The sequence below is a fragment of the Methylocystis sp. genome (assembly GCF_021731785.1).
Classification (GTDB): Bacteria; Pseudomonadota; Alphaproteobacteria; order Rhizobiales; family Beijerinckiaceae; genus Methylocystis.
The window spans coordinates 54,395-76,394 of sequence record NZ_JAKFWS010000016.1 but is presented as its reverse complement, the minus strand read 5'-3'; the positions used below and the strand labels follow the sequence as shown (position 1 = coordinate 76,394).

General features: G+C 63.2%; 23 protein-coding genes. 12 read left to right on the top strand and 11 right to left on the bottom strand.

Annotated features, from left to right (window positions below):
• Positions 1 to 47 precede the first annotated feature (47 nt).
• The 8 genes from yidC to QZ964_RS03580 all read right to left on the bottom strand — a co-directional run bounded on the left by yidC (position 48) and on the right by QZ964_RS03580 (position 6,884).
• Positions 48 to 1,829 carry a membrane protein insertase YidC gene (gene yidC, locus QZ964_RS03615; protein WP_292528876.1) on the bottom strand — a complete coding sequence of 594 codons (1,782 nt, stop codon included), beginning with the start codon at positions 1,827 to 1,829 and terminating at the stop codon, positions 48 to 50.
• Positions 1,826 to 2,251 (bottom strand): ribonuclease P protein component, encoded by a 426-nt coding sequence (gene rnpA, locus QZ964_RS03610; RefSeq protein WP_292528875.1) that lies wholly within the window; start codon positions 2,249 to 2,251, stop codon positions 1,826 to 1,828. Before rnpA ends, yidC begins: the two co-directional genes overlap by 4 nt.
• A gap of 32 nt (positions 2,252 to 2,283) precedes the next feature.
• Positions 2,284 to 2,418 carry a 50S ribosomal protein L34 gene (rpmH, locus tag QZ964_RS03605; RefSeq protein WP_083858773.1) on the bottom strand — a complete coding sequence of 45 codons (135 nt, stop codon included), beginning with the start codon at positions 2,416 to 2,418 and terminating at the stop codon, positions 2,284 to 2,286.
• Positions 2,419 to 2,712: 294 nt separating this feature from the next.
• On the bottom strand, positions 2,713 to 3,765 hold the full coding sequence (locus tag QZ964_RS03600) for a cytochrome c peroxidase (protein WP_292528869.1): 1,053 nt from the start codon (positions 3,763 to 3,765) through the stop codon (positions 2,713 to 2,715).
• Positions 3,766 to 3,923: 158 nt separating this feature from the next.
• A complete protein-coding gene (locus QZ964_RS03595) occupies positions 3,924 to 4,607 on the bottom strand; it encodes an SCO family protein (RefSeq protein WP_292528867.1) in 684 nt (227 codons plus the stop codon).
• Entirely contained in the window at positions 4,604 to 5,887 is a 1,284-nt protein-coding gene (locus QZ964_RS03590; protein ID WP_292528865.1) for a selenium-binding protein SBP56-related protein, read from the bottom strand. Before QZ964_RS03590 ends, QZ964_RS03595 begins: the two co-directional genes overlap by 4 nt.
• A 33-nt stretch (positions 5,888 to 5,920) precedes the next feature.
• Positions 5,921 to 6,190, bottom strand: a complete 270-nt coding sequence (locus QZ964_RS03585; RefSeq protein ID WP_292528862.1) for a DUF4242 domain-containing protein — start codon at positions 6,188 to 6,190, stop codon at positions 5,921 to 5,923.
• A gap of 64 nt (positions 6,191 to 6,254) precedes the next feature.
• The gene (locus tag QZ964_RS03580) at positions 6,255 to 6,884 is read right to left on the bottom strand and encodes a TetR/AcrR family transcriptional regulator (protein ID WP_292528860.1); all 630 of its coding nucleotides are present in this window, start codon (positions 6,882 to 6,884) and stop codon (positions 6,255 to 6,257) included.
• 387 nt (positions 6,885 to 7,271) lie between these two features.
• On the opposite strand from QZ964_RS03580, the gene ctrA reads away from it, so the two are divergent.
• Together ctrA and QZ964_RS03570 are read left to right on the top strand one after the other, a co-directional pair.
• Positions 7,272 to 7,973, top strand: coding sequence for a response regulator transcription factor CtrA (gene ctrA, locus QZ964_RS03575; RefSeq protein WP_292528858.1), 702 nt, complete (start codon positions 7,272 to 7,274; stop codon positions 7,971 to 7,973).
• 160 nt (positions 7,974 to 8,133) lie between these two features.
• Positions 8,134 to 8,691 (top strand): DUF4142 domain-containing protein, encoded by a 558-nt coding sequence (locus tag QZ964_RS03570; protein WP_292528856.1) that lies wholly within the window; start codon positions 8,134 to 8,136, stop codon positions 8,689 to 8,691.
• Positions 8,692 to 8,823: 132 nt separating this feature from the next.
• On the opposite strand, the gene chpT is transcribed toward QZ964_RS03570, so the two are convergent.
• Complete coding sequence (gene chpT / locus QZ964_RS03565) at positions 8,824 to 9,513, bottom strand: histidine phosphotransferase ChpT (protein ID WP_292528855.1); 690 nt, start codon at positions 9,511 to 9,513, stop codon at positions 8,824 to 8,826.
• Between the two features lie 190 nt (positions 9,514 to 9,703).
• Between chpT and cysQ the strand changes: the two genes are divergently transcribed.
• Together cysQ and QZ964_RS03555 are read left to right on the top strand one after the other, a co-directional pair.
• Positions 9,704 to 10,558, top strand: coding sequence for a 3'(2'),5'-bisphosphate nucleotidase CysQ (gene cysQ / locus QZ964_RS03560; RefSeq protein ID WP_292528854.1), 855 nt, complete (start codon positions 9,704 to 9,706; stop codon positions 10,556 to 10,558).
• Positions 10,559 to 10,682: 124 nt separating this feature from the next.
• Entirely contained in the window at positions 10,683 to 11,279 is a 597-nt protein-coding gene (locus tag QZ964_RS03555) for a DUF1134 domain-containing protein (protein WP_292528852.1), read from the top strand.
• Here QZ964_RS03555 and QZ964_RS03550 read toward each other — a convergent pair.
• A complete protein-coding gene (locus QZ964_RS03550; RefSeq protein ID WP_292528850.1) occupies positions 11,248 to 11,730 on the bottom strand; it encodes a hypothetical protein in 483 nt (160 codons plus the stop codon). The genes QZ964_RS03555 and QZ964_RS03550 overlap by 32 nt on opposite strands.
• A 230-nt stretch (positions 11,731 to 11,960) precedes the next feature.
• Here QZ964_RS03550 and QZ964_RS03545 point away from each other — a divergent pair, with 230 nt between their 5' ends.
• From QZ964_RS03545 to QZ964_RS03515, 8 genes are all read left to right on the top strand, one after another.
• On the top strand, positions 11,961 to 13,004 hold the full coding sequence (locus QZ964_RS03545; RefSeq protein WP_292528847.1) for a hypothetical protein: 1,044 nt from the start codon (positions 11,961 to 11,963) through the stop codon (positions 13,002 to 13,004).
• A 113-nt stretch (positions 13,005 to 13,117) separates the two neighbouring features.
• Complete coding sequence (locus tag QZ964_RS03540; protein ID WP_292528844.1) at positions 13,118 to 13,399, top strand: YciI family protein; 282 nt, start codon at positions 13,118 to 13,120, stop codon at positions 13,397 to 13,399.
• Entirely contained in the window at positions 13,399 to 13,818 is a 420-nt protein-coding gene (locus tag QZ964_RS03535) for an EVE domain-containing protein (protein ID WP_292528843.1), read from the top strand. The genes QZ964_RS03540 and QZ964_RS03535 overlap by 1 nt, the downstream gene beginning before the upstream one ends.
• Before the next feature lie 167 nt (positions 13,819 to 13,985).
• Complete coding sequence (locus QZ964_RS03530) at positions 13,986 to 14,708, top strand: outer membrane protein (protein ID WP_367119211.1); 723 nt, start codon at positions 13,986 to 13,988, stop codon at positions 14,706 to 14,708.
• Entirely contained in the window at positions 14,662 to 14,877 is a 216-nt protein-coding gene (locus tag QZ964_RS21465; protein WP_367119210.1) for an outer membrane protein, read from the top strand. The genes QZ964_RS03530 and QZ964_RS21465 overlap by 47 nt, the downstream gene beginning before the upstream one ends.
• 490 nt (positions 14,878 to 15,367) lie before the next feature.
• Positions 15,368 to 16,564, top strand: a complete 1,197-nt coding sequence (gene sucC, locus QZ964_RS03525) for an ADP-forming succinate--CoA ligase subunit beta (protein ID WP_292528841.1) — start codon at positions 15,368 to 15,370, stop codon at positions 16,562 to 16,564.
• 304 nt (positions 16,565 to 16,868) lie between these two features.
• Entirely contained in the window at positions 16,869 to 18,086 is a 1,218-nt protein-coding gene (locus tag QZ964_RS03520; RefSeq protein ID WP_292528839.1) for an LL-diaminopimelate aminotransferase, read from the top strand.
• A gap of 283 nt (positions 18,087 to 18,369) precedes the next feature.
• On the top strand, positions 18,370 to 21,078 hold the full coding sequence (locus QZ964_RS03515; protein WP_292528991.1) for a valine--tRNA ligase: 2,709 nt from the start codon (positions 18,370 to 18,372) through the stop codon (positions 21,076 to 21,078).
• On the opposite strand, the gene QZ964_RS03510 is transcribed toward QZ964_RS03515, so the two are convergent.
• Positions 21,075 to 21,863 (bottom strand): phosphodiester glycosidase family protein, encoded by a 789-nt coding sequence (locus QZ964_RS03510; RefSeq protein ID WP_292528837.1) that lies wholly within the window; start codon positions 21,861 to 21,863, stop codon positions 21,075 to 21,077. The two genes, QZ964_RS03515 and QZ964_RS03510, sit on opposite strands and share 4 nt — an antisense overlap.
• Positions 21,864 to 22,000: the final 137 nt, after the last annotated feature.

The window sequence follows — 22,000 nt, the reverse complement described above, 5'->3', positions numbered from 1 at the left end:
GGCAATCGGCTTATCTGCTGCCGACTGCCTAAGACCGACTGCCGCCCTTACGCGCGCTGAAACGTCTTGCGCAGATTGTCCCAGAACTCGAACTTCACGCCGGCGCGCTTCATGATCACGCCCTGTTGAACGATGGACAGGAGATTGTTCCATGTCCAGTAGATCAACAGTCCCGACGCGAAGCCGCCCATGGTGAATGTGAAGATCACCGGCATCCAGGCGAACATCGTCTTCTGAATCTCGTCGGCGGGTTCCGGGTTCATCTTCATCTGCAGCCACATCGAGACGCCCATCAGCAGCGGCCAGACGCCGAGCGCCAGATAGGGGCCGAAGATCGCGACATGGGTGGGATCGAAAGGCAGCAGACCAAAGAGGTTGAAGACATTGGTCGGGTCGGGCGCCGACAGATCCCTGATCCAGCCGAAGAAGGGCGCGTGACGCATTTCGATCGTCACGACCAGCACCTTATATAGCGAGAAGAAGACGGGAATCTGCACAATCACCGGCAGACAGCCGCTCGCGGGATTGACCTTTTCCCGCTTGAACAGCTCCATCTGCTCCATGTTGAACTTGTGCTTGTCGTCGCCGTATTTTTCCTTCAGCTCTTTAATTCTTGGCTGAATCGCCTTCATTTTGGCGATCGACTGATAGCTTTTGTTGGCGAGCGGCAGGAAGGCGAGCTTGACGATCACCGTCACCGCCAGAATGGCGAGGCCGAAATTGCCCAGGAGCTTGTAAAGGAAGTCGATCAGCCGGAACATCGGCCTTGTGATGAAGTAGAACCATCCCCAGTCGATCAGCAGATCAAAGCGTTTGAGGCCGGGATTCTGCTTATAGGCGTCGAGCACGTCGACGACTTTGGCGCCGGCGAAGACATATGTTGTCGCCTCCGCGGGTTTTCCGGGCTCGACCGTGGTCGGGTCGCTGACCGTATCCGCCTGATAGGTTTTCACCGCGCCGCCCATTGAAGCGTAGCGCGCCTCCATCGGCGCATTCTGATTTGGAGCGACGACCGCGGCCCAATATTTGTCCGTCAATCCGACCCAGCCGCCGACCCCTTTGAAGGTTTTGGCCGCATCGGTCTCCTTCTCGATCTTGTCGTAGGTGACTTCCTGTCCGGCGTCCCCAACGACGCCGACGAAGCCTTCATGCAAAGCGGCGTAGCCTGCGGACGGCGGATGGCCGACGCGGCTCACGCGCGCATAATTGTAAAGCGTGACCGGCTTGTCGGCTTTGTTTTCGACGCTGTCCTTGACGGTGAAGAGATATTCGTCGTCGACGGCGATAATGCGCTTGAAGACGAGGCCCCGGCCGTTGTCCCAGGTGAGCGTCACCGGGCTTGTCGCGGTCAGCCTGTCGGAATCGGTCGTCCACAGCGTCTCGGTAGTAGGCAGAACGGGCGCGTTCTGCGTTTCGGCGGTCAAATAGCCGAGCTCGGCGTAGTAGGCGCCGGGAGCGTCCTCGGGCGAAAGCAGCGTGATGATCGGGCTCGAGGGGTCGACGGTCTCGCGATAATTCTTCAAGGAGACATCGTCGATGCGCCCGCCCTTCAGCGCGATCGAGCCGGAAATCGACCTTGTGTCGATGGCGATGCGGGGGCTGAGCGCCAACGCTTCAGCGCGGGTCTTGGCCGCTGCCGTGGCGGGAGGCGCCGCCGTCGCCTTTTGCTCGGGCGCCCCAAGCTTGGGAACCTGCGCGAGCCGCGCTTGCTCCGACTGCGAACGGCGCTGCTTGTCCATCTCCGGGAAGGCGTAGAAATAATCCCACAGGCCGATGAAAATCAGCGACACGGCCGCGGCGAGGAGCATGTTTTTTGTGTTCTCGTTCATGGCCGCGTCAGCCTGTCTTCCTGTTTGCGTCTTAGTCCCGCCGCGCCGCGATCATTCAATCTGGCGAGTCCTTCGGTCATCTGCGCGAGCAGTTCGGGAAACGGCGCTAAGAGGGCGGCGCGCCGCGCGACGAAGACGTAGTCGCGACCAGGCGTCCCGCCAAGGGCGCCGCCGAGCCGCAGGGCCTCGCGAAGTCTGCGGCGGATGCGGTTGCGGTCCACCGCCCCGGCGACCTTCCGCGTGACCGTGAAGCCGAACCGGGCCGGCGCATGCGCGTCCTTTTGCTCCTGCGGCGCCATCTGCACCGTAAACGCCGGCAAGGCGACGCGCGCGCCGCGCGACGCCCGCATAAAATCTCCGCGCCGGCGCAGAACCTCTGGGCGCGGGGACTTCTCATCGTCTGCGGGGACTTGCGCCGTCATGCAGCCATCCGCCTCGCCCGCATCGCTCCGGATCAGGCCGAGAGGCGCTTGCGTCCGCGTGCGCGCCGCGCGGCGATAACGTTGCGGCCGCCGACGGTGGCCATGCGGGCGCGAAAGCCGTGACGCCGCTTGCGCACGATCTTGCTGGGCTGAAATGTCCGTTTCACCGTTCGTCTCCGCTGGCGAAAGGGACGTCTTGGCCCGCTCCCGCGCTCGTTTTGCCGATCGCCGCCCACGGCTCCGCCGCAGACCGCTCAAATATGGTTCGGCGCCCGTAACGACGCACAGCCGTCACAAAACATTCGCCGCCCCTTTTGGAGCGGCGCCGATCGCACGCATATAGGAGAAAGGGCGCGTTCAAGTCAATGTTTGTCGCGGGCCGGTTTGCGACCGAGCCTCGCAAAAAAAGGCCTAGCGCGGCGCGGCCGACGATCAGCGAGTTGAAGCCCGGCTGTCTCGATTCAAAGCGCTCCGAGAAAGGCGACGATCGCCGCCTTTTCTTCCGCGGTCAGATCCAGCGGGTGGATCTTGGGGTCGAGCGACGGATTGCCTCCCCCGCCGCGGTCGTAGAATTCCACAACCTCGGCAATCGTGCTCAAGCTTCCGTCGTGCATGTAGGGCGGACTCTCGCTTACGCCGCGCAGCATTGGAGTCGTATAGGCCCAGCGGTCGGCGGGCGCATTGGTGATCTCAAACCGGCCAATATCCTTTGGCGCGCCGGTCAGTGCGAGGCCGACCGCCGCCAGGTCGACATGTTGGAAGACGCCGGGCGCGAGTTGCACCAGCCGTTTGCCGCCGCCTGTCGCCTCGGACCGAAAGGCGACCCCGGTATTGTGCCAGGACTGGTCGGTGAAAAGCGCCGTCTCGGGTCCGATCGTATGGCAGGCGGCGCAGCCGCCTTTTCCGATGAAAATCTCGTAGCCTAGCCATTCCTGAGGCGTCAGCGCCGCCTTCTCGCCCCCGTAGAGCGCGCGATCGAAGCGCCCGCCGCCGCGCAACAGCGAGGCTTCATAGGCGGCGATGGCGCGGCCCAGCGTGCTCATTGTCGCGCCTTCGCCCGGAAAGGCCGCCTCGAACAGCGGTCCATAATCCGCGTGGGTGCGAAGGCGGGCGATCAGCGGACCGATGCCGCCGTTGCCCATCTCGTCAGCAGCGAGCAGCGGCCCCCACACCTGCGCGGCAAGATCGGTCTCGCGACCGTCATGGAAGAGGAATTTCTTGAAGACGACATTGTAGAGCGAGGGCGCGTTACGCCGCAGCGATTGCCCCTCCATGCCGATCGAAAGCGCGCTCTGGTTTGATGCGAAGCCCTGCGCGGGAATGTGGCACATGGCGCAGGAGAGCGTGCCATTCGCGGAAAGGCTGCGGTCGAAGAACAGTTTCTCGCCGAGCTTGCGCATCGCCGGCGTTCCGGCGACCGTGGCGGGAATTGGAGGAAGCCCCAACGGCGGTGTGATGGCCTCCGCTGCGGCGCTGTTGACGCAGCCGATCACCATCACTGCGAACGTCTGCAAAACGCGCGCGATACTTCCTTCTTGCGGGGCGGTCGCGACCAATAGCGCCACGCGTGGGAGGAAACGCGACGCCAACCCCGAGCGCTTCGCGGTTCGACCTCTGCCGCCCTTGCACTGCTTCCTCGCGGCGCCCCTTGCAATGAAGGATGGCGCGACGCTCATTTCACCGCTACCGTGTTGCTCGCGTCCGGAAACTCCATCGCGAGCGTCCGCAGGTCGTTCAGCAGGCCGTCCGGCGTCAAGAACGCCGTGCTGTAGATCTCGCGGACCCAGCCTTCGGGATCGATCAGAAATACTTTCAGCATATGATTGATCGCGCCGGTGCGCTTCCCGGCGCGATCGGTCTCATGGGCGATATCCTGTCCCATAGCGGCGAGCAGCGGCGTCATCTCTGCTTCGCTCGCGCCGGTGAGAAAGACCCAGGGCACGTCGCCGCCCCGCTCTTGCGTCTCCAGCATGCGCAAGACGGAAGGCGTGTCGCGGACGGGATCGACGCTCACGAAGACAAGGCGCAGCCTGCCCTTCAGGAGCGGATCGGTCTCCGCCTGCTTTCGCGTCTCTTCAAATGTAGACCAGGCGACCGGGCAGCCGAGAGGATCGGCGCAGCGCGAATAGAAGAAGCCGAGCGCCGTCACCGCGCTCCGCGTATAGGCGGAGAGCGGCGTCCGCTTGCCCTGCGCATCGAGCAGCGACGCGACCGGCATGCGCTGGATCGGATGCAACGCATAGCTTCCCGGCGCCGGCAGTCTCAAAGCCGCCGGCTCCATCGCGAAAGCCGATGTCGCGGCAAACGCGAGCGCCAAGGCGCCCCTGACGCGCGCAAGGTTGCGGCTTGCGCTCACGGCAGCTCAGCCTTTTGGGCGCGCGCGGTGAATTTCATGTGATGCGCGCGGCCGAGCCCTTCCTTGTGGAAGTCAACGACGAAGTCCTGCTTCAGCTCCTTGCCGTCCCAGGAGTAGCCCTTGAGGAACTGCTCGTTCTCGGCGCCCTTCTTGTCCCAGTTGGCGAGCAGCGAGGTCGTGAAATAGACGCGCTTCCCATCCCAGCTTTGCGAGACCATGTTCACCTGCGCGCCGATTTTTTTCGCATAGACCTGTTTGGGCGCTTCCGGATCGGAAAGGTCGAAAAGGCGCGTCGTTCCGTCCATGAATGTGTTGACCCAGAGCGACGTCGCATCGGACGAAATCGAAATGTCGACGGGCAGCGGAATTTTCGATGGATCGCCGACATCGGCGACGGCTTTCGACTGCCATTCGTTCTTGTCGTCCTGCTTGATCAAGTAGAGTTTCGAGGTGAGCGCGCCGGCGGTGATCGCCCAATTGGCGCCGGGCTTGAGCGCCCAGCGAATTTCGAGCGGCGCGCCGGGAACGGAGAACACCTTTAGAGGCTTCATCGCCTTCAGGTCCCACATCGCCATCGTGTTCCCGAAGTTCTTCATCGCGGAATCGTCCTGGATGAGCTGGGAAAGATCCATCATGTAGTTGGTCCAGCCGGTGAAGCTCGACGTCAGCATGCGGTTCTGGGCGGGATTGATGGCGATGTCGTAGCCATAGCCATCGCCGCCGTCATTGAGCGGCATCGGCGTTGTCGTAATGAGTTCGCCGGCGTTGTTGTAGGTGATCAACCCAGTGACGCCGCCATGATCCTTCTTGTTCGAGAGCGCCTGCACCAACATGCGGCCGGGCAGCGCGTAGAACGTATGCGGGCCGACATAGCCCGTGCTCTCGGCGAGATTGTCGATGGTTTTGACGAGCTTCGGCGTCGACGGGTCGGAGCCCACGTCGAAGATGAAAATCTTGCTGTCGTCGAGACGGCCCGCCCAGAGAAATTTGCGATCGTCGGTGAACCCCATGTGATGCGCTTCTCCGCGCCCGCCGACGGAAATCGCGTGAATCACCTTGCCATAAGCCGCAGAGCCGGGAATGACGTCGATGGTGACAAGCTTGTCGGATCCATCGCCGACGCCTCTCTCGCCGAGCGTCCAGACATGGAGATACTGCTCTTGACCTTTGATCAGCCCGGTCATGAAGGGCGAGTTGCAGGTTTCGTCCGCGACTGCGGGCGCTAGCGCCCAAGTCAAGGCAAGCGCACAGGCGGCTGTGCGCAACGGCAAGCTTTTCATTCGAACCTCTCTCCCTTGTTGGTCAGCGTCCATTCAGGCGGTCGCAGGATCTATGATCGCCCTGATTTCGCTAATCCGGTTCGCTGGAAAGCCTCCTTGCTCCGCATGTTCTTTGATCGCTTCCGCGTCGTCGGCGATGTAGACGCAGTAGACCTTGTTATCGGCGACATAGCTTTCGAGCCACTGCGCCCGCGGGCCGATCGCGCGCAGCACGGCGCAGGAACGCTGCGCGATCGCCTGAAGTTCGGCCGGCGTCATCCGGCCGGCGCTGGGAATGTCCCGTTCGATGATGAATTTCGGCATCGGCGCTCTGTCCTTCCTACGCCAAAATTAATATGACCGGTCATCTCATTTTGCGGCAAATGAGTCAGGCCTTGAAGTAGCCGTTGAGCAGCATGTCGCAGAACTGCGTCAGCGGACGCACCGAGCGTTCGATCTTCATGCGCAGCAACGCGCCCTGCCAGACGCTGACGAGAAAATCGGCCATCTCTTTCGCCTCCATATCCATGCGGAAACTGCCCTCGCGCTGGGCCCGGGCGATTCCTTCGCCCAGCTTGTCGCGATAGCGATGCACTGCTTGACGCAGCGACGTCTGGCAGAGTTCGCTCGTATCGCCGATCTCGCCGATGAGATTGCCAAGGAGGCACCCGCCCTTGAAATCGTGACGTTGAGTCTCCTCGATCAACTCGTCGAAATACCCCTTGAGGGCGACTTCGGCTTTGACGTCCGGCCGACGCAGGTGCGCTTCGAGCCGCTGGATGAACGGCTCGACGTAATGTTTGACCACCTCAGCGCTGAAGGCTTCTTTGCTCTCGAAATAGTTGTAGAAGGAGCCCTTCGGCACGCCGACGCTTTGCACCAACTCCTGCAACCCGGTGCCGTGGTAGCCCTGCTCCATCAGGAGGGCGACTCCACGGTCGAGGAGCTTCGCTCTCAGCTCTTTTACGTCGCGTCGGCTCACGGGGTCATAATACGACCAGTCGTCTGATTTTGGCAAGAGCGGCGCAAATCGGCCGCCGGCGCGCGATCCGAATCGACTTTGGCTGGACGTGAATCGCCCCTGTGAACGTTGGCGCCGGCTCCATATACGCGTCGCGTATTTTGTCTTTGCCCACGTGACTCACGACGGCGTATAGATTGGAAACGACGTGATTCGCGTCGCTGTCCGTGTCCTTCCAGACGTTGCGTGATGCGTCCGCCTCGCTTGGCGCCCATGATTAAGACTTTGGGCCGCGTTTGAGGCGTAAGTGAAGGTTTATTAACCAATTCCGCTTACCTTCGCTGGAAGGTCGGTCAGGTCGCTGGGGCGAGGATTCGCCGGCCCGCCGGCGCGCGTCCTTCGCGCGAGCCGGTCGCGGACGATGGAGCTCGGTGGGGAAGCAACATGCGCGTTTTATTGATCGAGGATGACAGCGCGACGGCTCAAAGCATCGAGCTGATGCTCAAATCCGAAAATTTCAACGTCTATACGACCGATCTCGGCGAAGAGGGCATCGATCTCGGCAAGCTCTACGACTACGACATTATTCTTCTCGACCTCAATCTGCCCGACATGTCCGGCTATGAGGTTTTGCGCACGCTCCGCGTCGCCAAGGTGAAGACTCCGATCCTCATTCTCTCCGGACTGGCCGGCATCGAAGACAAGGTCAAGGGCTTGGGCTTTGGCGCCGACGACTATCTGACGAAGCCCTTTCACAAGGACGAACTCGTCGCGCGCATTCACGCGATCGTCCGCCGTTCAAAGGGCCACGCTCAATCGGTCATCATCACCGGCGAGCTGGTCGTCAATCTCGACCAGAAGACGGTGGAGGTCAGCGGCGCCCGCGTGCATCTCACCGGCAAGGAATATCAGATGCTGGAGCTGCTCTCGCTGCGCAAGGGCACGACGCTGACCAAGGAAATGTTCCTCAATCATCTCTACGGCGGCATGGACGAGCCGGAACTGAAGATCATCGACGTCTTCATCTGCAAATTGCGCAAGAAGCTCGCCAACGCCAGCGAAGGCCGCAATTACATCGAAACCGTCTGGGGCCGCGGCTATGTGCTGCGCGAGCCAAGCGAAGCCGCCGAGCGCATCACGGCGTAAGCGAGCGAGCGCCGGATCCCGGCGCAAATAACGATCAGAAGTCTCATGGAAAAGGCTGCGTCGGAGGACGCGGCTTTTTCTTTGCGAGCTGAAGCTCGTCGCGGAACAGGCGTGTGCGCAATCGGTTTAGGCCCGGGGGGCGAACGTTAAGGAGGCGAAGATGAACAAACCCCTTTTGGCGGGAGCCGTTGCGCTCGCGCTTCTGGCGCCAAATCCCTTGCTTGCAAAGTCCCCGTCAAGCGCCGGCGCCACGCAATCGACCCGAGCCGACGCCACGACTCAGAACTTCGTGGACAAAGTCTGGAACATCAATAATTTCGAGATCGAGGCGGGACAGGAGGCTCAGAACAAGGCCAACATCCAAGAATTTCTCGATTATGCCCGGATGATCGTGAGAGACCATGTGAAAGCGGGAAGCGAGCTAAACGCTATTTTGGGGCAAAACGGTTTCAACGCGCCGGACGCGCTCGACGCCGAGCACAAGAATCTCCTGCAACAATTGTCCTCGATCACCGGCGCGCGATTCGAAGAGCAATTCCGGACGCAACAAATCAATGGCCACGAGAAGGCGATCCGGCTTTTCCAGAACTATGCCAGAAACGGCCGGAACGAAGCGCTGAAAACTTGGGCGCAGAATACGCTGCCGACGCTGGAGAATCATCTGCGCGACGCCAAGGCGCTTCCGCGTCCCGTACTGCGCAGCACGCACGCCGAATGATAAGCCTCGAATAGTCGGTTTCGGCAGAACATTTCTGACCCGCGCTCAAGCCTGGCGCGGGTCCTTATTTGACAGGCTCAAAATGAAATCGCTATCCGGGCGCTTCGCGCCCTGATCAGCGCTAGCGCCTTCTCAGGCGGCGGCGCTCTCCGCCGAGCCGTCCGACTCCGTCGTCTGGGCTTGCATCGGAACCGCCTCGATCGTCACAAGCTCAGGCTCGCCCGACACGACGACCCGCATCCCGCACGCCTTTGAGACAAGCCCGGCGTAATAAGCCTGGACCGCGCGCGCGTCGATTGCGCCTTCTTCCGACTCGCCTTCGAGCAGAGCGGGCACGTTTGACGCGACGCGCGCATTGACGCCCTTCGCCTCGATCTTGAACGCCAGCCCCTCGTCGTCGCCCGAGCAGCTCACCGAGATGACGCCACCGCGCGGAATCGCCGCGTCGGCGAGAAGGCAGAGGTTCAGCAGCAGCTTCACTTTGTTCTTCGACATCAGCGCGCGCGGCACGCTCCACAAGAGCTGCGTGCGTTCGTCGGCGATCAGCTGACGGGTCACGAGTTCCGCGTCGCCGGTATCGATCGACGCGCCCTTGGAGCCCGCGGCGCCGAAGGCGAGCCGGCAGAACTGCAGCCGCGCCGAGGCCTCGTTGGCGCTCGACTTGATCAACGCCAAGGCGTGGCCGCGCATTTCGGCGTCTTTTTCCTCTTCGAGGACTTCAAGGCCGTTGACGATCGCGCCGACAGGCGAAATGACGTCGTGGCAAACCCTCGACGACAACAGCGCGGCGAGATCGAGTGGGTCGAGCGAGAATTTGGTCATGGCGCCATCCAATATGGGCGAAGACTGCGATATCCAAGGAAGTTCGAGCTAAACTTCCTGTAGAATGCGCGACGGAATGACTTTACGCGCGAATCACTGCATTCAGGCTCATCGAAACTAGCGGGCGCGGCGCGGAATGCAAATGACGCGCGCCTCAATCGTAAAACCAGCGCAGAGAAATCGAGCGATAATGGAAGATAGAACTTCGCGTTCAGCCGCCGCGTCCGACGAGATCGACAATCTCGCCCGCCTGTTCGCGAATCTCGCGATCGCCGCCGGCGCGTTGGCGATGGAGATTCTGGACAATTCAAGCATAGAGTCGCGCCTCAAGAGCGATGCGTCGCCGGTGACGGAGGCTGACGAGCGCATCGAGGCTTATTTGCTCCGCGAACTCGAACGATCTTTGCCTGGCGTGCCCTTTTTGGCCGAAGAGAGCGCTGCGCGCATCAAGGCGCTCGGCGCCGGCGAGGCCTTTCTATTGATCGATCCGATTGACGGCACGCGCGAGTTTCTCGCCCGCAGCCCTGATTTCACAATCAATGTGGCGCTGGCAGAAAGGGGAGTGACGTGCGTCGGCGCCGTCTACGCGCCGGCGCAAGGGCGCGTTTGGTTTGCCGGCGCGCGCGGCTATGAGGCTGAAGCGGTCCCGGGCCGATCCTTGCCGCCTGCGCAGGATTGGCGCTTCCTTCGAGCGCGGCCGCGGCCCCGAGACGGACTGGTTGCGCTGATTTCAAAATCTCACCTCGACGAGGAGACGAAGGCGTTTCTGTCCAGCCAGCGAATTAAGCGCAGCGTGCCCGCCGGCTCCTCGCTTAAATTCTGTCTGCTGGCCAGGGGCGAGGCGGATGTTTATCCGCGCTTCGGTCCGACAATGGAATGGGACACGGCGGCAGGGGACGCGGTGCTGCGCGCGGCCGGCGGAGCCACGCTCGATCCGCACGGCGCGCCGCTGCGCTACGGCAAGACGGACGCCGATTATCGCAACGGTCCGTTCATCGCCTGGGCGGACCCAGCCAGGCGCGACACCGCAGCAACGCTTCCTTAACCGCGACGCGCAATTGTGACTGGAGCAACGCCGGGCGTCATCTTTGCGACGCAGCTGCGCCCCGCGTCGGCCTTGGTTCGCGCCGAGGCATGCCCTGACATCTGGGATCGGGAGTTTCGTCGCCATGAGCAAATCTTCGTTCAACGCCGCCTCGCGTCGCGACCTCATTCGCCTCGCCGCCGCCTCGGCCTGCGCATGGGCCGCGCCTGGGTCTTTCGCGCGCGCCGCTCAGCGCCCCGAAACCTATGCGAGCGGCGAGATCGTCGACAATGGACACCGCTTTTTCGGCTCGATCTCCCGCGGGCTCGCTGAAGGCGTCGAGCGCGCCTCGCGCCAATGGGGCAGCCCGAACGCTTATATCCTCGGCCAGGAGGCTAGCGGCGCTTTCGTCGGCGGGCTCCGATACGGCGAAGGCACGATGTATACGCGCAACGCCGGCCAGCAGCGGATCTTTTGGCAAGGACCTTCGATCGGCCTCGACGCCGGCGGCGACGGCGATCGGACGATGATGCTCGTTTATAATCTTCCATCCGTCGACGCCATCTATCGGCGCTTCTCCGGCGCCAATGGCTCGGCCTATCTCGTCGGCGGATTCGGCTTCACCGCGCTCAACAGTGACGAGGTCGTGGTCATGCCAGTGCGCGCCGGACTCGGCGCGCGGCTAGGCCTCAATCTCGGCTATCTGAAATTCACGCCGGAATCGACCTGGAACCCGTTCTGAGTTGATCGGCGGAAGGCTCCAGCGGCTCTCTCGCGACGAAGCCGCAAATGCCGCAGGCTTCATCATTGTGCTGCCGGCGCCAGCGGCAGTCCTGACGAATGCTGCAGTCATATGCGGGGCTCGGCCTGACCGGCGCGCGCGCCTGCGCGAGCAATTGCGCGATTCGGGCCACGAGATCGCATCGCTCGCCGCGCCAATGCGCGCAGTCGCTTTGGACGCAAGCTGGCGCGAACTGGATGCGCGCAGCCGGCGCGCCCTGCTTTTGCACCGCAGCCAGAAGGCCTTCATCGGCGACAAGCGTCGTCGCAAAGGCTGCCGCGCTCGAGCGGACGCCGCCGGCTGCAAGCGCCGGAACGCTGGGGCAGCGCAAGGCGCTCATTGAGCGGGGACGCACGAATCGCGGCGCGACGCGCTTGCCGTCGCCGCAAAAAAGGCCGGCAGATAAAGTCATACGGCTCGTCTCCTATTTGTCCGCAAGCGGCCTGCGCCCGCGATTTGTCCGCGTTCTGCGGCGCTCCGGCGGAGAAGTCGTCATCCAAATAGAGGAAGCCGCTGGCCGCGCGGCGGCCGCGCCTGACGGCGGCCAATGACGCGAATCGCCCTGCACGCTTTGCGTTTGGCGGCGTTACGTGGCAAAATCGCGCGCCGTCCGCCTTGAGACGGATCAAGGATTACTGCGTCTTGATCGAACAAGCGATGTATTTTGCGCTCGGCTTTCTCGTCGCCGGGCTTTTCGCCTTGATGTTCCTGCCGGCTTTCTGGCGGCGCGCGCTTCGGCTTTCGATGCGGCGGCTGCAGATGCTTGCGCCGATGTCGATGGAGGAGGTCTTTGCCGAGCGCGATCTGCTGCGGGCCGAGTTCGCCGTCCGCGAACGGCGATTCGAACAGTCGATGGAGGCGGTTCAGGCCTCGCGCGCCAACGATCTCGCGACGATCGGCCGTCATGTCGCTCGAATCGCCGATCTCGAAACCCAGCTCAAGCGCGCCGAAGCCGACAATCGCGACATGAACGTTCGGGTCGGCGAAGCGCAAAAGGTTTTGGCGGAGCGCACCGGACTTCTGGACGCGACCGAAAAGGCGCTGCAGGAAATGACCGACCGCGCCGAAACCCGTGTCGCGCAGTTGCGCCTGATTCGATCGGAGACGGCGCAACTAAATGAAGACGCCGGGGCGCAATTGGAAGGCCTCGTCGCCGCTTATGAGGCGCGCGTCGCGGCGCTGCATCAGCACAATGCCGACTTGCAGAACGTGCTGGAGGCTTTGCGCGAGGAACATGCGCGGGCCGGGCTGTCGGGCGCGCGGGCGACGGAGCTCGAACATCAGCTCACGCATCTTTCAGGAGAGCTCGCAGCGACCCGCGCGCTGGGCGAGACGCTTTCCTGCGAACTCGACGACGCGCGGACCAAGCTCAAAGCCGCCGAGGAACGCCAAAATAGCGAAGCCGACCAATTGGAAGGAGCGCTGCGCGTCGCCCGCGCCGAGGCGAACGACGCCGCCGGCGAACTCGAATCGGCGCGCGCCGACAACGCCATGCTGCAAGGCGCAGTCGAGGCGTTACGCGCGGAGCGGGCCAATCTGCGTCGCGCCGTCAATGGGGCCAAGGGACTTTCCGTCGTTCCCGTCGCGGCGAGCGACGCCGAAATCGCTTCGCTGCGGGAAGCGATCGTCGAATTCGGCGACCGGGTGGTCGCGCAGGATTTTCAGGCGCCGGCCAAGCGCGCCTGACGCGCCGTCCCCAAAACTTTCGCTAGAAAGCGAAACCCGTCTCGCGCGCTGTTGACCGGCGGCGCGCGCTTTGGAACAAGTTGCGCCTTCGTCCGTCTCACGCGAGGCCGCCCTTGCTGTTCGTCGCCCTTTGCCTGGATAAGCCCGACCATGTCGACTTGCGCCTGTCGACGCGCGCCGCGCATCTCGCTTTCCTCGACAAGCACGCCTCGCGCGTAAAGCTCGGCGGCCCCTTTCTCGACGGCGAAACGCCTGTCGGCTCCCTGCTCATTCTCGACTGCGAAGATGAGGCGTCCGCGCGCGCGCTGCTCGGCGAGGACCCCTACGCCCTCGCCGGCCTCTTCGCCTCGGTGGACGTAAAACCCTGGAAGCGCGTGGTGGGAGCGCAGCTCTGATGGCGCATTGGCTGCTAAAAAGCGAGCCGTCGAGCTGGTCATGGGATCAGCAGGTCAAGGCCGGCGCCAAGGGCACCTTCTGGAACGGCGTGCGCAACCACTCGGCCAAACTCAATCTGATGGCGATGAAGAAGGGCGAGCGCGGCTTCTTCTATCATTCGAACGAGGACAAGGCGGTCGTCGGGATCGTCGAGATCATCAAGATCTATTATCCCGACCACACCGACGAGACCGGCAAGTTCGGCATGGTCGACGTGAAGGCGGTAAAGGCCCTGAAAAAGCCGGTGACGCTCGCCGAGATCAAATCCGAGCCGCGGCTTAAGGATATGGTTCTCGTCAACAATTCCCGCCTCTCCGTGCAGCCGGTGACCGACGAAGAATGGCGGGTCGTGCTCGAAATGGCGGGCGAGAAAGCCTAGTCCGCGAACCTGTCGCCAAGCCGATCTGTTGCAGATATGCCACATCCGTCCCGAAACGGAATAAAAGCGCCGTTTCAGCATAAGTTCGGATTGCGAAATGTCTTTTGCCTTGCTCAGTTGCGCTCAGGCTTTTTGTAGTCGTGCGCAGCGGCGAGGACAAAGCGGTGATGAATAAATTCTTCGCGGGCGCGATCATGACATTGGCGCTCGCATCCGGATCGGCGCTCGCCGCGGATTTGCCGTCCCACAAGGCGCCGCCGGCCTATATTCCGCCGCCGCCGCCGCTGTGGACCGGAGTCCATCTCGGATTGAACGCTGGCGGCGCATGGGCCGCGAGCAACGCGACCAACTACGCCTCGACGCCGTTCGTCATCAATGGCGCCGACAATGTCGTGTGGGCTGTGGGCGCGGCGATCGCAGGCACTGGCAGCCTCTCGACCAATGGCGCCGGCTTCATCGGCGGCGGACAAATCGGCTATGATTGGCAGTTCGCCGGCGGCTTCCTTGCCGGATTCGAGACCGACGTGCAGGGCCTCGCTGGTTCCAGCGCCAACGCTGGCTCGGTGACGCTTGCGCCCACGCCGCTGGCGGCGCAGGGGCTCAATTTCCTGACGAGCGTTTCGGGCGGCAAGTCGCTCGATTTTCTCGGCACGGCGCGGGCGCGCCTCGGCTATCTCGTCACGCCGACATTGCTCGCCTATGCGACCGGCGGCCTCGCCTATGGCCAGGCGACCTCGACCACGAATTTCTTCCAGCACGCCGGGCTTTTTGCTGCTCGGCGCCAGCCAGGGCCGATATTCGCAAATGCGCGTCGGTTGGACGGCGGGCGGCGGATTGGAATGGATGTTCTGGCCGCAGTGGAGCGCAAAGGTCGAATATCTCTATTTTGATCTTGGCGCCGCCTCCTATCCGGTCGCGGTCACTGGCGACTGGCAGGTCACAAATCTCCTGGCCGCCAACGCCACGCAGGCGCGCGCCCGCTTCGACGGCCATGTCGTCCGCGTCGGCCTGAACTATCACTTGAACTGGGGCGTCGCGCCGATCGTCGCGAAATACTGACGTTCGGCCCAAAAAAAAACGCCCAGCCAGGTTGGTCGGGCGCAGTCCGAGGGGGAGGGGGAGCTCCGTGCCGATGGAACCCGCGGGCATAGAAATTGTTCCGCCACTCAAACTCTGCTTGGTAACGCAGCCTTTGCAATAACTTCCATTTCATGGGCCATGGGGTCTTGTCGCCGCCCGTTGCCCGCCCCTGCCTCGCCTCCAGGGCTCCGCATCCAGGTTAACGAAGCGTCATCTCACCGCGTCATGGTCGGGCTTTACGGAAAGGACTGCCCCGTCTCGTCCGCGCTGACTGACGCCGACAAGGCGCGCCTGGGGGAGATCCAGGCGGATGCTCTGAAGACACTTCGCAGCCGGCCGACGCGGCCAAGGCGCCTGAACCTTCCGCGACCGCGTCGCCCCGCCGCCTTGACGAAACCGCGCCGCTCATGCCTTTTGGCCGCGATTAGGACCGCGCCGGCGCGCCATTGCGCCAGGGAGACATAGGCCCATGAACATCCACGAATATCAGGCCAAAGCTGTTCTGCGCGCATTCGGCGCGCCCGTCGCTGACGGCGTCGCCGTGCTGCGCGCCGAAGATTCGCGCTCGGCGGCCGAAAAGCTCCCCGGCCCGGTCTATGTGGTGAAGGCGCAGATCCACGCCGGCGGGCGCGGCAAGGGCAAGTTCAAGGAGGCGTCTGCGGGCGAGAAGGGCGGCGTGCGCATCGCCAAATCCATCGACGAGGCGGAAGCCTTCGCCAAAGAGATGCTGGGCGCGACGCTGGTGACGCTGCAGACCGGCGACGCTGGGAAGCAGGTCAACCGCCTCTACATCGAAGACGGCGCCGCGATCGACAAGGAATTCTACCTCTCGATGCTGATCGACCGTTCGACGTCGCGCATCGCCTATGTGGTCTCGACCGAAGGCGGCATGGACATCGAAAAGGTGGCGCATGACACGCCCGAGAAGATTGTGACCTTCTCGGTCGATCCTGCGACCGGGCTGATGCCGCATCATGGCCGCCAGGTCGCCGCCGCGCTCGGCCTGACCGGCGATCTCGCCAAGCAGGCGGGGGACCTCACCGAAAAGCTCTATGCCGCTTTTGTCGCCAAGGACATGGAGCTGCTCGAGATCAATCCGCTGATCGTCACCAAGGACGGCAAGCTGCGCTGCCTCGACGCCAAGGTCAGTTTCGAGAACAACGCGCTCTACCGCCATCCCGACATGGTCGAGCTGCGCGACAAGAGCGAAGAGGACGAGAAGGAAATCGAGGCGTCGAAATACGACCTCGCCTATATTTCGCTCCCCGGCAATATCGGCTGCATGGTCAATGGCGCAGGCCTCGCCATGGCGACGATGGACATCATCAAGCTCTACGGCGAGTTTCCGGCGAACTTCCTTGATGTGGGCGGCGGCGCCACGACCGAGAAGGTGACGGCCGCGTTCAAGATCATCACCGCTGATCCGAACGTTAAGGGCATTCTCGTCAACATCTTCGGCGGCATCATGCGCTGCGACACCATCGCCGAAGGCGTGATCGCGGCGGTGAAGGAAGTGGGCCTCAAAGTGCCGCTCGTGGTGCGGCTGGAGGGCACCAATGTCGACCTCGGCAAGAAGATCATCAATGAGTCGGGACTGAACGTCATACCCGCCGACGATCTCGACGATGCGGCGCAGAAAATCGTGGCGGCGATCCGGGGGGCCTGATCTTTCCTTTGGGCTAGCTCCCGACGACCGACGCGTTCGGCGAAGCGCAGCACGGGCATGGCGACCCCATAGGCGCTGCGGCGCATGTCGTTGACGATACGGGTGATGCAGCGCTTCGCACCGCGGCGGGTGTCCACGATGTCGTTGGACATTGGCGGGCGCGACCTCGACGCGCGTCGGCCCTGCGTGAGATGCGCCTTTCCGCCGTGGATGGGGCCCCCACCCTCGCTGCGCTCGACCTCTCCCCGCGCGCCGGCAGAAGTGTTAAACTCCCGCTTCGCGCCCTCCGGAACAAACACTGAAAATGTCGGATTTTTATCGCATCAAGCGTCTGCCCCCTTATGTCTTCGAGCAGGTGAACCGCCTCAAGGCCAAGGCGCGGGCCGGCGGCGCCGACATCATCGATCTCGGCATGGGCAATCCCGACCTGCCCGCCCCCAAGCATGTCATCGACAAGCTCGTCGAGACCGCAGGCAAGCCGCGCACCGACCGCTATTCGGCGAGCAAGGGCATCGCCGGGCTGCGCCGGGCGCAGGCGGGCTATTACCGGCGCCGCTTCGGCGTGGCGCTCGATCCCGATTCGCAGGTCGTCGCCACGCTCGGCTCCAAGGAGGGCTTCGCCAATATGGCCCAGGCGATCACCGCGCCGGGCGACGTGGTGCTGGTGCCCAACCCCTCCTACCCGATCCACGCCTTTGGGTTTCTGATGGCCGGCGGCGTCATCCGCTCCGTGCCCTCGGCGCCGACGCCGGACTATTTCGTGGCGCTGGAGCGCGCGATCATCCACTCGATCCCCAAACCGATCGCGGTCGTCGTCTGCTATCCGTCCAATCCGACGGCGGAAGTGGCGTCGCTCGACTTCTACAAGGACCTCGTCGCCTTCGCGAAGAAGCACGAGATTTTCGTGCTCTCCGACCTCGCTTACGCCGAGGTCTATTTCGACGACAACCCGCCGCCCTCGATGCTGCAGGTTGCGGGCGCATTGGACGTCACGGTCGAATTCACCTCGATGTCGAAGACCTTCTCGATGGCCGGCTGGCGCATTGGCTTCGCCGTCGGCAATGAGCGACTGCTGTCGGCGCTGGCGCGGGTGAAGTCCTATCTCGACTATGGCGCCTTCACGCCGGTGCAGGTGGCGGCGGTGGCGGCGCTCAACGGCCCCGACGAGTGCGTGCGCGAGATGCGCGCGATCTACAAGCGGCGCCGCGACGTGATGGTCGAGAGCTTCGCGCAGGCCGGCTGGCCGATCCCGGCGCCGCGCGCCTCGATGTTCGCCTGGGCGCCGGCGCCCGAGCGCTTCCGCAATATTTCGACGCTCGAATTTTCGAAGCTGCTGATCGAGAAGGCCGACCTCGCCGTCGCGCCGGGCGAAGGCTTCGGCGAGCACGGCGAGGGCTTCGTGCGCCTCGCGCTGGTCGAGAACGAGCAGCGCATCCGGCAGGCGGCGCGCAATCTGCGCCGCTTCTTCGAGACGGCGGATGCGCAGCTCCACAATGTGGTGCCGCTCGCCGCGCGGGGGTGACCTCGCAATCCTGGTCGAGGCGCGTCATGGCCGCGCTTGTCGCGGCCATCCACGCGGCGACATTATGAAAATGTGAGTTCTAAGTCCTGCAGGGGCGACCGGCGCGTCCGGCGGGCAGGCTGCGCGCAGCTCGCCGGGCGGGTGGCATTTAAAAAGCGGCGACTTCGACGCACGGGATTTCTTTGCGCTATAGAACCTCACCGGACCCGGCTTCGCGGGTCCGCCCTCCCCGCAATGGGGCGGGATCAGCGCCCTTCCTGCCTCCAACTGGCCCCCGATGACGATGGAAAAAACCTTCGATCCCGCTTCGATTGAATCGCGCATCCGTGACGCCTGGGAGGAGGCGCAGGCCTTCCGGGCCGGGCGGCCCGAACGCGCCGGGGCGAGCCCCTATTCCATCGTCATTCCGCCGCCCAACGTCACCGGCAGCCTGCATATGGGCCATGCGCTCAACAATACGCTGCAGGACATTCTCGTGCGTTACCGGCGCATGAAGGGCGACGACGTGCTCTGGCAGCCCGGCACCGATCACGCCGGCATCGCCACGCAAATGGTCGTCGAGCGCCAGCTGATGGAGCGCCAGGAGCATCGCCGTGCGCTCGGCCGCGAGAAATTCGTCGAACGCGTCTGGGAATGGAAGGCGGAGTCAGGCGGCAAAATCGTCGAGCAGCTGAAGCGGCTCGGCGCCAGTTGCGACTGGTCGCGCGAACGTTTCACGCTCGACGAGGGATTGTCTCGCGCGGTCGTCAAGGTTTTCGTGCAGCTTTATCGCGAGGGGCTGCTTTACAAGGACAAGCGTCTGGTCAATTGGGATCCCGCGCTGCACACGGCGATCTCCGATCTTGAAGTGCAGCAGGTGGAAGTGAAGGGCCATTTATGGCGCTTCAAATATCCGATCGTCGACGACGAGGGTGAAGAGACCGGCGAATATATCGTCGTCGCGACGACGCGGCCCGAGACGATGCTCGGCGATACGGCTGTCGCCGTGCATCCTGACGATGAACGCTACAGCCCGCTCGTCGGCAAGCGCGTCCGTCTGCCCTTGGTCGGCAGATTGATCCCCATCGTCGCCGACGACTATTCCGATCCCGAGAAGGGCACGGGCGCGGTGAAAATCACGCCCGCCCATGACTTCAATGATTTCGAGGTCGGCAAGCGGCATGGGCTGCGGCTCGTCAATGTGCTCGACGCGCAAGCGCAAATGACGCTCAAAGCCAACGCCGAATTTCACGAAGGCTTGGAGCCTTCGGAAGAACTCGTCGCGACCGTCTCCACGCTCGATGGCCTTGACCGCTTCGCGGCGCGCAAGCGCGTCGTCGAAATGATGGAGGAGCGCGAGCTGCTCGACGGCGTCGACGATAATAGACATGTGGTGCCGCATGGCGACCGCTCCGGCGCGGTGCTCGAGCCGCGCCTTACCGACCAATGGTATGTCGACGCCAAGACTCTTGCGCAGCCGGCGCTCAAGGCGGTGCGCGACGGCCGTACCGTTTTCGTGCCGAAGAATTGGGAAAAGACTTATTTCGAGTGGCTGGAAAACATCCAGCCATGGTGCGTGTCGCGTCAGCTCTGGTGGGGCCATCGCATTCCGGCGTGGTATGACGAAGATGGCAATGTCTATGTCGAAGAGACGGAAGAAGCGGCGCTGGCCGCCGCGCGCGCCAAGCTCGGCGACGGCGTGACGCTCACGCGCGACGAAGACGTGCTCGACACCTGGTTTTCCTCGGCGCTCTGGCCCTTTTCGACTCTCGGCTGGCCGGAAGAGACACCGGAGCTCGCGCGCTACTATCCGACGAGCGCGCTCGTCACCGGATTCGACATCATCTTCTTCTGGGTCGCCCGGATGATGATGATGGGCCTCCATTTCATGGGCGAAGTTCCCTTCCGTGACGTCTATATCCACGCCCTCGTCCGCGACGAGAAGGGCGCGAAGATGAGCAAGTCGAAGGGAAACGTCATCGACCCGCTTCATCTCATCGACGACTATGGCGCCGACGCGCTGCGCTTCACGCTTGCGGCGATGGCGGCGCAGGGCCGCGACATCAAGCTCGCGACGAGTCGCGTCGAAGGCTATCGCAATTTCGCGACGAAGCTCTGGAACGCTTCGCGCTTCGCCGAGATCAACGGCTGCGCGCGCGCCGAAAATTACGATCCGCGCGCCAATAAAATCACACTCAACCGCTGGATCGTCGGCGAGGCGGCGCGCACGGTCGCGGAAGTGAGCGCGGCGATCGACGCCTATCGCTTCAATGATGCGGCGAACGCCGTCTATCGCTTCGTGTGGAGCGTCTTCTGCGACTGGTATGTGGAGCTGGCGAAGCCGCTGCTGCAGGGCGCCGACGGCGCGCAGAAGGACGAGACGCGCGCGACGGTCGCCTTCGCGCTCGACAAGATTTACGCGCTGCTGCATCCGTTCATGCCCTTCCTCACCGAGGAGCTTTGGGCGATCAAGGGCGCCGAGGGCCCCAAGCGCGAAACGATGCTGGCGCTCGCCGCGTGGCCCTCGCTCGAAGGCTTAGAAGACGCCGAAGCCGAGAGCGAAATCGGCTGGGTCGTCGACGTCATTTCGGAAGCGCGCTCGCTGCGCGCGGAAATGAATCTCACCAGCGAGACCGAGCTGCTGCTGATTGGCGCCGATGAGGCGCTGAAGGCGCGCGCGACGCGCTGGGAGGAGACGATTCGCAAGCTTGCGCGGCTCTCACGCCTCGGCTTCGCTGAGGTCGCGCCGAAATCTTCCGCGCAGATTCTCGTGCGCGGCGGCGTCGCCGCTATGCCGCTCGCAGGCGTGATCGACCTTGACGCCGAACGGGCGCGGCTTGCGAAAGAGACGGCCAAGCTCGAAGGCGAGTTGAAGAAACTCGACGCCAAGCTCGCCAATCAGGGCTTTCTCGCCAAGGCAGACGAAGAGGTGATCGAAGAGCACCGCGAACGGCGCGAAGAGATCGCCGCCCGCATCGAAAAGCTTAACGCGGCGCTCGCCCGCCTGAGCTAGCGCTTCGCCTTTTCAACGACGCCGACGATCGGCCCCATCGCCGGTATGAAGCGATCGTGACGCGAGAGCGATGGCGCATAGAGTCCCGACGCCGAACCGCCGTCGAGAAAGAGTGCGTCCCGGCAATGCAGGCGCTCGCGAAACAGCCGCGCGAATTCGTGAAAAGTCACCGGCTGGTTGGAGATCGCAAAACGCGCGACATGACCGTCTTGAACACAGACGCCGTTGCGAAATTTTTGCGACATGCCGTCTTCGTGAATGCGCGGATGAACGCGCCCGCCGATGACGAGCATCGGACCTGACTGCGTGGCGAATTCGACGCGCTGCCGGCTTTTCACGAAGCGGGCCGTCTCGGTGACGCCGGCGCGCGCGCCGTCGACCCAGAACACGCCATTGGGCTTCAAATGGAAATTGCCGGCGCCGCTGCGCATATCGGCGCCGTTGAGCATGCGCCCGTTCTCGACATAGAGGCCCACCGGCGCGCGATCTTCCGCATACATGCCGGCGTTGGTGGCGAAGACGAGCGTTTCGCCCTTGCCCGCGCGTTCGCTCGCCAGGCGAGAAAAGTCGCCATAGGGTTCGCCTGTTTCGCTGCGCAGAAAAAGCCGAATGTCGCTTGTACGCGCATCGAAGTCGCACACTGCGTAACGCGCGCCACCGTCCTCGACCTCAGCACAGGGGTTTTCGCCTGCGATCGCGGCCGGCGCAAAGAACGCCAGCGTTGCGGCCGCCAGCGGCTTAAGAAAATTCAAGATCGCCTGCTTTCTTAGTTCCGCGTTCTGCAACCGCTTCTCCGTTTTTCCCTGTCTTGGCGCAATGTCATTCCCGGCGGGCCGTAGGCCCCGACCGGGAATCCAGCTCAAGGTCAGGCGTGCTGGCGTCCCTCGATTCTCCATACGCTGCCCGCCAAAAACTGCACATA

Excerpts from the sequence above, each read along its gene's own strand:
- yidC (WP_292528876.1), bottom strand. The coding sequence starts at position 1,829 with ATGAACGAGAACACAAAAAACATGCTCCTCGCCGCGGCCGTGTCGCTG.
- rnpA (WP_292528875.1), bottom strand. The coding sequence starts at position 2,251 with ATGACGGCGCAAGTCCCCGCAGACGATGAGAAGTCCCCGCGCCCAGAG.
- QZ964_RS03590 (WP_292528865.1), bottom strand. The coding sequence starts at position 5,887 with ATGAAAAGCTTGCCGTTGCGCACAGCCGCCTGTGCGCTTGCCTTGACT.
- QZ964_RS03585 (WP_292528862.1), bottom strand. The coding sequence starts at position 6,190 with ATGCCGAAATTCATCATCGAACGGGACATTCCCAGCGCCGGCCGGATG.
- ctrA (WP_292528858.1), top strand. The coding sequence starts at position 7,272 with ATGCGCGTTTTATTGATCGAGGATGACAGCGCGACGGCTCAAAGCATC.
- QZ964_RS03570 (WP_292528856.1), top strand. The coding sequence starts at position 8,134 with ATGAACAAACCCCTTTTGGCGGGAGCCGTTGCGCTCGCGCTTCTGGCG.
- chpT (WP_292528855.1), bottom strand. The coding sequence starts at position 9,513 with ATGACCAAATTCTCGCTCGACCCACTCGATCTCGCCGCGCTGTTGTCG.
- cysQ (WP_292528854.1), top strand. The coding sequence starts at position 9,704 with ATGGAAGATAGAACTTCGCGTTCAGCCGCCGCGTCCGACGAGATCGAC.
- QZ964_RS03555 (WP_292528852.1), top strand. The coding sequence starts at position 10,683 with ATGAGCAAATCTTCGTTCAACGCCGCCTCGCGTCGCGACCTCATTCGC.
- QZ964_RS03550 (WP_292528850.1), bottom strand. The coding sequence starts at position 11,730 with ATGACTTTATCTGCCGGCCTTTTTTGCGGCGACGGCAAGCGCGTCGCG.
- QZ964_RS03535 (WP_292528843.1), top strand. The coding sequence starts at position 13,399 with ATGGCGCATTGGCTGCTAAAAAGCGAGCCGTCGAGCTGGTCATGGGAT.
- QZ964_RS03530 (WP_367119211.1), top strand. The coding sequence starts at position 13,986 with ATGAATAAATTCTTCGCGGGCGCGATCATGACATTGGCGCTCGCATCC.
- QZ964_RS21465 (WP_367119210.1), top strand. The coding sequence starts at position 14,662 with ATGTTCTGGCCGCAGTGGAGCGCAAAGGTCGAATATCTCTATTTTGAT.
- sucC (WP_292528841.1), top strand. The coding sequence starts at position 15,368 with ATGAACATCCACGAATATCAGGCCAAAGCTGTTCTGCGCGCATTCGGC.
- QZ964_RS03520 (WP_292528839.1), top strand. The coding sequence starts at position 16,869 with ATGTCGGATTTTTATCGCATCAAGCGTCTGCCCCCTTATGTCTTCGAG.
- QZ964_RS03515 (WP_292528991.1), top strand. The coding sequence starts at position 18,370 with ATGGAAAAAACCTTCGATCCCGCTTCGATTGAATCGCGCATCCGTGAC.